The 6,740-nt window shown below is 36.6% G+C and carries 7 protein-coding genes and 2 pseudogenes; 7 read left to right on the plus strand and 2 right to left on the minus strand.

All coding sequences use genetic code 11. The features are described 5' to 3' along the window. Positions 1-164: 164 nt before the first annotated feature. A pseudogene (locus tag J7J00_RS17040) lies at positions 165-1,054 on the minus strand (LysR family transcriptional regulator). 131 nt (positions 1,055-1,185) lie between these two features. Here J7J00_RS17040 and J7J00_RS17045 point away from each other — a divergent pair. From J7J00_RS17045 to J7J00_RS17055, 3 genes are all read left to right on the plus strand, one after another. Further along, complete coding sequence (locus J7J00_RS17045) at positions 1,186-1,764, plus strand: LysE family translocator (RefSeq protein WP_214792561.1); 579 nt, start codon at positions 1,186-1,188, stop codon at positions 1,762-1,764. Positions 1,765-1,889: 125 nt separating this feature from the next. Continuing rightward, positions 1,890-2,330 (plus strand): cell wall hydrolase, encoded by a 441-nt coding sequence (locus J7J00_RS17050; RefSeq protein WP_214792565.1) that lies wholly within the window; start codon positions 1,890-1,892, stop codon positions 2,328-2,330. A gap of 129 nt (positions 2,331-2,459) precedes the next feature. Next, entirely contained in the window at positions 2,460-2,633 is a 174-nt protein-coding gene (locus J7J00_RS17055; RefSeq protein WP_309487193.1) for a hypothetical protein, read from the plus strand. 116 nt (positions 2,634-2,749) lie between these two features. Here the strand turns inward: J7J00_RS17055 and J7J00_RS17060 are convergent, their stop codons facing one another. Continuing rightward, positions 2,750-3,112: a hypothetical protein gene (locus J7J00_RS17060; RefSeq protein ID WP_214792571.1), complete on the minus strand. Its 363-nt coding sequence runs from the start codon at positions 3,110-3,112 to the stop codon at positions 2,750-2,752. Between the two features lie 667 nt (positions 3,113-3,779). Between J7J00_RS17060 and J7J00_RS17065 the strand changes: the two genes are divergently transcribed. From J7J00_RS17065 to J7J00_RS17080, 4 genes and pseudogenes are all read left to right on the plus strand, one after another. Further along, positions 3,780-4,487 (plus strand): DNA alkylation repair protein, encoded by a 708-nt coding sequence (locus J7J00_RS17065; RefSeq protein ID WP_214792574.1) that lies wholly within the window; start codon positions 3,780-3,782, stop codon positions 4,485-4,487. Positions 4,488-4,669: 182 nt separating this feature from the next. Then, positions 4,670-5,278: an undecaprenyl-diphosphatase gene (locus J7J00_RS17070; protein ID WP_214792577.1), complete on the plus strand. Its 609-nt coding sequence runs from the start codon at positions 4,670-4,672 to the stop codon at positions 5,276-5,278. A gap of 293 nt (positions 5,279-5,571) precedes the next feature. After that, positions 5,572-5,837: pseudogene (locus J7J00_RS17075) on the plus strand (CPCC family cysteine-rich protein). 113 nt (positions 5,838-5,950) lie between these two features. Beyond that, positions 5,951-6,595, plus strand: a complete 645-nt coding sequence (locus J7J00_RS17080; RefSeq protein ID WP_144529959.1) for an HAD family hydrolase — start codon at positions 5,951-5,953, stop codon at positions 6,593-6,595. The last annotated feature ends 145 nt before the right edge of the window (positions 6,596-6,740 follow it).

Below are 6,740 nucleotides of genomic sequence, written 5' to 3' on the forward strand. Positions count from 1 at the left end.
CATAAAAAATCCCCTTCAAATAGACTATCGAGAACACCAAGTTCTCTTTTTTACTGTCCATTTAAAGGGAGAATGTTTGTCATTTGGATTTCCTTCGGCAACCTTGCCCGCCCAAAAATCTTTCTCTGACTAGCATATATGACCTTGATTTTATTTAATTAAGATCATTCATTTTCACTAAACGAGTTTAAAACGACTTCAACAAAAGCCTCTACCGCTGGAGAAAGCCACTTTTTCTTTTTTATCAGCATATAGGAATAAATGGGATCGAGATTTTCAGAATGACCAAGGATTTTAAGCTTGCCGCTCTCTACTTCTTCTTTCACTGTAATATAAGGTAAAACGGAAAACCCAAGTCCGCTCATGACAATCTGTTTGATCGCTTCTATACTCCATAACTCCATGGTTTGAAAGGTATCCATTTCATGCTTTAAAGATACCTTTCAAACATGGTCCGATAACTGCAGCCTTCTTCATTTGTGATGAAAAAATGGTTGGTGTTTGTGCCGCCTTTTTTATATTCATCAAAAGAATCAGGACCATCAGGACTGCACACAAGAACGATCTTCTCCTCAATCAAGGAATAATGAATGCATTTTTCCGGATTTATTTCCGGATAGACCATTAAAGCGACATCAACCCGCCCACTTATTAAGTCGATTTGATTTTGGCCACATGTACCGTTGGTTAATATGATTTTGACATTGGGGTACTTCAAGGAATAATCCCTTATTATTGGACCTAACCTGGAGATTGTTAAAGACTCTGGTGCCGCCACTTTTAAAATACCCTTAACTTCGTTAGTGCAGTGCATATTCTTGATCTGTTCGTGAGTGGAAAGTAAATCCTCCGCTAAAGGCATCAAGTCTCTGCCTAGAGCAGTAAGCTGCAAATTTCTATTTGCATAAGTGAAAAGTTCCCCGCCAATCTCATGCTCAAGCGCTTGTATATGTGAAGTTATCGTGGATTGAGTATAACCCAGCTTCGAAGCAGCCCTTGTATAACTTCCTATTGCTACAATCGTCTGAAACGTTATAAGGTGTCTAATTTCCATATCGTTCTCCTTAAGTTGGATGATGTATCGAAAAAAATGATAATGTATTTTTTAATTTCAATTTTATTTATAGTTATAGACATCTTACAATAAGGACTGTTCGTTAGGAAATAGTAATTGAAGGTGAGATTATGAGTATAATAGCATTTCTATCGTATGTGATTATCACATCGATTACGCCAGGTCCAAGTAACATTTTATTGATGAATGAAGCAAGGAGATTTGGCTTTTTGGGATCTTGGCGGTTCACTGGCGGCATCTTGGCAGGATTTGCAGCATTAGGGATCATGAGCGGAGTATTTACAGCAAGCCTCTACAATTGGATCCCTATTGTAGAGCCATATTTTAAAATAGCCGGTGCAGCGTATCTATTTTACTTAGCTTGGCAGATTGGCATGCCTAAAGGTTCAAAGAAGGAATCCAGAGATGTGCAGTCTTCTTTTTTATCTGGTTTCCTTCTTCAAATTATTAATGTCAAAAGCATATTGTTTTATTTAACCGTGTTGAGTGCGTTTATTTTGCCGTTTAATGCGTCGCTTAAATCCGTTGTTACCTATTTAGCGATAACTATTTTTCTGGGCTGGATGGCATTGCTTCTGTGGTCAGGATTCGGCTCGCTGTTCAAAGATTTTTTCGCTAAACATGATAAGCCATTTCGGTTAATTATGTGTTTGTTATTGATTTACTCTGCCGGTACAATTTTTGTGTGATTAAGCTGTCCTTAAGTTTTCGTCTTGCTTAAAAACGGAAAGCTATAAAAATTTAAGCATTCTTATTTTATGAACCATGGCATTAATGCAGGCTTTTTTTCATACGATATTTTTGGGGTGAAAAAATGGCAAGAGTAAGTTACCGAAGTTCAGACGTTGACTTAATGGCAAGGATGATGAGAGCTGAAGCCGAAGGTGAAGGACTACAAGGAATGTTATATGTTGGAAATGTAATTGTTAATCGTCTTAAAGCAAATTGTATAGACTTTAAAGATTTAAGAACCATTCCACAAGTCGTTTATCAAGTACAAGGAGGAAATTATTCTTTTGAAGCTGTTCAAAAAGGTAATGTATTTTATCAAAGAGCAAGAACTGCAGAAAAAAGATTAGCAAAACAGAATTTGGATTATTGGAGAGAACACCCAGGGAAATATGCGCTTTGGTATTTTAATCCATATGCTCCATGCCCACCAACATGGTACGATCAACCTTTTGCTGGTCAATATAAAAATCATTGTTATTATGAACCTAAACCTGGAACATGTGAAAGTGTTTATACCGGTTAGCCTGTCTGGGGCGGGCTATTATTTCATTGCAAGGAGCTGATCAGCAGCTCCTTTTTTTATGCAGCAAGCGGATGTGGAATTTATGGTAAAATCAAGGAAAACAATGGCATGTTGTTTGGGGGATCTTTAGTGAAGGATATTATATTTTTTGTTGTTGGATTATTCATTCTCTATATAGTTATTGAAACAGCAGTAAGAAAAGGAATTAACAATTCAAATATTGGTCAATTTCTTGAAAAAAAGTATGGAGTTAAAGCAGATAAAAGGTCTTTTCTTGATGATGATTTAGATAATGATAAATAAAACGGATTGGAGGTTGCTGCGGCAGCCTTTTTTAATTCATATTAAACATTAGCTAGTTAATTATGAACTCAACAATAATCTTCCACAAACAGACGCCAGTTTGTGGAACAGCACACTTATTCAGCGTCTTTCCCAGGGCGACGAAATTCAGCGTAGTACACCTTCCGTTTTTCTGGTTCGGATTCAATATTTTCGATAAAAGCTGTTTTGGCTTCCTCCAGTAACAAGCCCTTTAATTCCCGAAGCTTTATTGGTCCCACTCCTGGCAACTTATCAGATATATGTACTTCGAAATCCCCCTGCCGTTTATAAAAGCGAATGCTGCCATGCCCGATTCTTTCCACTTCCCCCAAGGTATATGCAAATTCAAATCGTTGCTGAATGAATGAAGATACCTCAGGCAGCCCTAAACCTTCATAGAGGGGAGGGAATTCATGGGAAACTGGAGGTTCTTTGAATGATATTGAAGAGATCTTCAAATGGATACTCCTCCTTTGGTGGAATAAAGGCAGACATACGTTGCTTATATTATTGTGCTAGGGGCCAATTTTTTAAACATCCTTACAGTGGTCGTGCTTTCCTGTAGCCAGGAAGTGATGATTATCGCTTTTGAAGATAGAACAGGCATCGTGAAGAATTGTACTTAAACTAGAGGGACAATTCTATTAAATCCTTCAAACTACAATATCAATTATCCAAAAAATATTCAGTAAGCTAGATTCTTTAATAAGATCACTTTTTTTATTAAACTACCGGGGTTGGATAGTTCAATAAGAACTATGGTATTAAAAGCAGAGAAAACGATAAAACTCTAATTGGAAGGTTATTAGATGGTTATATTACATAATTAGAAAAGAGGCTTAAATGATGAGCGATTTAAACGGGTACCTCACAGTTTGTGTCAACTCTGCAAGCCTTATAGAACTGCCGGGCAGGTTAGTTGAACAAGAACAAAGGGGAAATCTCATGATTCTAAGCGTTGTAAGAAACTTTAACAGAAGGCAATGTTTCTGTTAGTGCCAACATGCATCATGTACTTAGACGGTAGTTTTGCTGACAAATGGTAGTTTGTTATAGGATAATGGTGATATATTTGATGGGCAAAATATTAGGGGGAAAACTCCGAAAAGAAGGAAGTGCTAAGCGATGAATTTAGAGATGGTTATGCAGGAACTTGAAGCCCTTGGCAAGGAACGAACTAAAAAAATGTACATATCCAATGGTGCGCATGAGCCGCTTTTTGGCGTGGCTACAGGCGCTATGAAACCAATTGCAAAGAAAATAAAAATAAGTCAACGTTTAGCTGAAGAGCTTTATTCCACGGGGAACTACGATGCAATGTACTTTGCAGGCATTATTGCAGATCCAAAAGCCATGACTGAGTCGGATTATGATCGTTGGATGGATGCTGCGTATTTTTATATGCTGTCCGATTTTGTAGTGGCCGTAACTTTAGCAGAGTCAGATATTGCACAAGAAGTTGCTGATAAATGGATCGCAAGCGGTGAAGAGCTGAGAATGTCAGCTGGCTGGAGTTGCTACTGCTGGCTTTTAGGGAATCGGCTTGACGTTGAATTTTCAGAAAGCAAGATTTCCAATATGCTTGATATTGTGAAAAATACGATTCACGATTCGCCAGAACGAACGAAATCCGCTATGAATAATTTTCTATACACCGTGGGGATTTCATATTTGCCACTCCATGAAAAGGCAGTCGAAACTGCAAAGGCAATAGGAACAGTAGAAGTCAAACGGGACAAGAAAAAAAGCAGTTTTCTAAATGCTTACGAAAGTATTCAAAAAGAAGTCGATAAAGGAAGGCTTGGTTTTAAACGCAAATATGTAAGATGTTAAAAAAATGGCCTCGCATAATGATTGGATACAAGAAAATATCCTTCTTAAACTAACGTGTGCTTTACTTCAATAAGGAAGGTTGCTGAGGCAGCCTTTTTCTCTAGTTTAATTGATGTTCATCTTATTTACATAATGGAATTTAATAAAGTTAAAGTGATAATACAATCAGGAGGAATTTTTTAATGGCTTTGTCCGAAATGAATAGTACATTGTTTAGAATGATTAATAATCTAGGTAAACAATACACGGATTTAAATCCTTTCTTTGTATTCATCGCTGAATACATGATTTATTTCTTAGTATTGGCGGTCCTGATGTTTTTGTTTTCCCGAAGAAATAAAAATAGAATCATGGTAATCTGTGCATTTATTACATTAGTTATCTCGGAACTATTGGCAAAAATAGCAGGGCAATTCCACTCGAATAATCAACCATTTGCTGAGTTGCCAAACGTTAATAGGTTAGTTGAAAAAGCAGTCAATAATTCCTTTCCAAGCGACCATACGATCATATTCTTTTCATTTTGTATAACCTTCTGGTTGTTCAAAAGGGGTTGGGGGATTTTATGGGTGATCTTGGCTGTCCTTGTAGGTATTTCGCGAATTTGGGTAGGTGTCCATTATCCAGCAGATGTTCTTGTCGGAGCCATCATCAGTATCGTTTCAGCCACGATCGTTTATAAAATTGTTCTTAGGTTAAGTCTGACTAAGAAATTTTTGGGGAATCAAGGCGAACCATCCATTCTATCTGCCCTATCCGAACAAAAGAAAGGTAAGTCCAAGGACTTTTAAAAAGAGCCTTAATATACTACCAAATTAGCAGACCAAATCGATCATTGCTTCACTTGCCTTGTTGTTTTAATTCTTGTTTCAAGAACCGAACGGAAGAAGCAAAAAGCAAATGGAGCAGGACAGAAAATGATGCTTTTATCAAAAGAAAACGTTCTAATGTTCTTCTTGAACAATTTTTAAACTAAAAGGCTGATAGTTAAACAAAGGGTTGCTGCGGCAACCTTTTGTTTAGGGATAGTTGAAGAATTATGCTTAACTATAAAAAAGAATCACGACCACTAAGAGGTGATTGTATGAAATATACTTGTCCTTGCTGTGGATATAAACATTAGATGAAGAACCGACCGATACATATGCAATTTGCAAAATATGCTTTTGGGAAGATGATGGTGTTCAATTTCGAGACCCTGATTACGAAGGCGGGGCAAATGAAGTTTCATTATGGCAAGCACAAAAAAACTTTGTTAAGTTTGGGGCAGGTGAAGAAGGATGTATTGCTTTTGTAAGAAAGCCAAATAAGAAAGATATAAAAGACCCTAATTGGAAACCGTTTATTTAGATAAAGTTTTTAAGCTAACGGGCACTGTTGCCTTGGCAGCTCATTTAACAGAGCAGGTTATTGTGTGGACAACAGTGTTTGCTTAAATTTCATTTTTGCAAAGGGGGAAGAAAATGTCACAATCATTGATTTTTGATATGGATGGTACATTATTTCAAACAGATAAAATTTTAGAAATATCCCTTCAAGAAACATTTGATCATTTGAGAAATTTGAGTTTGTGGGAGCATAAGACGCCCATTGAAAAATACAGAGAAATTATGGGAGTACCTTTACCAGTTGTATGGGAAACCTTATTACCTGAACATTCGAGCGAAATCAGACAACAAGCAAATGAATTATTCCACGAGAAATTAATTACTAATATTAATGTAGGTAATGGTGCTTTATATCCGGATGTAAAGGAAGTTTTTGACCATTTAAAAGATAATGACTGTGCAATATACATAGCAAGCAATGGGCAAATAGAATATTTAAATGCAATCGTAAAGTATTATCATTTAGATAATTGGGTTACGGAAACATTTAGTATACAACAAATACAATCTCAAAATAAGTCAGATTTAGTACATACAATAGTGAACAAATATAATGTTGAAAAAGGTGCTGTAATTGGTGATCGATTATCAGATATTAAAGCAGCAAAAGATAATAGTTTAATAGCTATAGGGTGTAATTTTGACTTTGCTCAAGAAAACGAGCTTGCACAAGCAGATATCATCATTAACAGCTTAGTTGAATTGAAAACAGTTTTATAAAAAATAAATGACAAAAGCAATAAGGGAAATAAGGCAATAAGGTGCGTTAGGTGAAGATCAGCGCTGTCCTTAAGGCAGTTTTTTCGTGCGCCCGGCATGGGTGCAATCTATAGGGTGAAAGTCCCGAACCATGAAGGCAGTAGTA

It is taken from the genome of Bacillus sp. ISL-4 (genome assembly GCF_018613275.1).
In the GTDB taxonomy this organism is placed as follows: Bacteria; Bacillota; Bacilli; order Bacillales; family DSM-1321; genus Peribacillus; species Peribacillus simplex_E.

Excerpts from the sequence above, each read along its gene's own strand:
- J7J00_RS17045 (WP_214792561.1), top strand. The coding sequence starts at position 1,186 with ATGAGTATAATAGCATTTCTATCGTATGTGATTATCACATCGATTACG.
- J7J00_RS17050 (WP_214792565.1), top strand. The coding sequence starts at position 1,890 with ATGGCAAGAGTAAGTTACCGAAGTTCAGACGTTGACTTAATGGCAAGG.
- J7J00_RS17065 (WP_214792574.1), top strand. The coding sequence starts at position 3,780 with ATGAATTTAGAGATGGTTATGCAGGAACTTGAAGCCCTTGGCAAGGAA.
- J7J00_RS17070 (WP_214792577.1), top strand. The coding sequence starts at position 4,670 with ATGGCTTTGTCCGAAATGAATAGTACATTGTTTAGAATGATTAATAAT.
- J7J00_RS17080 (WP_144529959.1), top strand. The coding sequence starts at position 5,951 with ATGTCACAATCATTGATTTTTGATATGGATGGTACATTATTTCAAACA.